This is a genomic window from Gemmiger formicilis, from assembly GCF_016901605.1.
Classification (GTDB): domain Bacteria; phylum Bacillota; class Clostridia; order Oscillospirales; family Ruminococcaceae; genus Gemmiger; species Gemmiger formicilis_B.
In genome coordinates this window covers 1-1,012 of sequence record NZ_JACJKP010000333.1, presented here as the reverse complement: position 1 = coordinate 1,012, position 1,012 = coordinate 1, and the positions used below count along the sequence as shown (strand labels likewise).

1 protein-coding gene is annotated in these 1,012 nt (G+C 55.5%); it reads right to left on the bottom strand.

All coding sequences use genetic code 11. The annotated features are described in order from the left end of the window. Positions 1 to 12 precede the first annotated feature (12 nt). Entirely contained in the window at positions 13 to 897 is an 885-nt protein-coding gene (locus tag H6B10_RS14670; protein WP_204652271.1) for a ParB/RepB/Spo0J family partition protein, read from the bottom strand. Positions 898 to 1,012: the final 115 nt, after the last annotated feature.

Genomic DNA, 1,012 nt, shown 5'->3' with positions numbered 1-1,012 from the left:
GGTGTGCCTCCTTCAGCGTTCCGGTGTGTCCTTGTTGTAGCCGCGTTTGTGCTGCCAGGTGTGGAGCAGATGGATGATGACCTGCTGCATCTGCTGCGGGGTGTAGTGCTTGGGAAAATATCGCTGCACGTCCTCCTGATTGAGGAAGAACTTCTGCCGCTGGTTGGGCTTTTCCTCGGTGAGTAGGTGATGCAGGTATTCACGGGTCAGCGTTCCCGCCTGGCTCATCTGTTTGAGGGTACGGGACTGGGTCAGGGACGGGGTGGCCTGACAGGCGTCCATCTCCTCTTTGAGCATCCTCTGGTGTTCCTCGGTCAGGTAGGAAATCTCCACCGCCGGATTGAAGGCGATTTGGTATTCGTCCACCATCTGGAGGATGGAAGGGATCAGGTGGGTCAGGCGGATGTAACGCTGGACGGTGCGGCCACTTTCATTTACAGCTTGACCAATTATATCTGCCGACTCAATATTCCCGACAACTTGTCGGGAATTCTTGTTTGGCCGACCGGCCTGCCTTCTGATCGCTTCCATCTTCATCTTATAGGCAAACGCCTTCTCGCTGGGCAGGATATGCTCCCGCTGGATGTTGCTGTCCACCATCAGGATCACCGCCTCATCGTCGGTCATTTCCCGGACCAGTACCGGCAGTTCGGTGATGCCCAGGGCCTCGCAGGCGGCCTTGCGGCGGTGTCCGCTGACGATCTCGTAGCGACCATCCCCACGGGGGCGGACCAGCAGCGGCGAGAGAACACCGTACTCCCGGATGCTTTCCTTGAGTTGTTCCATTTCCTCGCCGCTGGCCACCCGGAAGGGATGCCCCTGAAATGGTTCCAGCAGACTGGCTGAAAGAGCGATTACTTTTTCAGCCTGTGGGTTTTGGGCTTGGTTTTCTGCCATGACAATACGCTTCCTTTCTTGGTAAAAATAAGGCTTGCAAGAGGCGTTTTGTGCCCAAAAATGTATACGAAAAACCGGGTACATTTTCAGAAAATCCAGATTTTCCGGGCCCAAA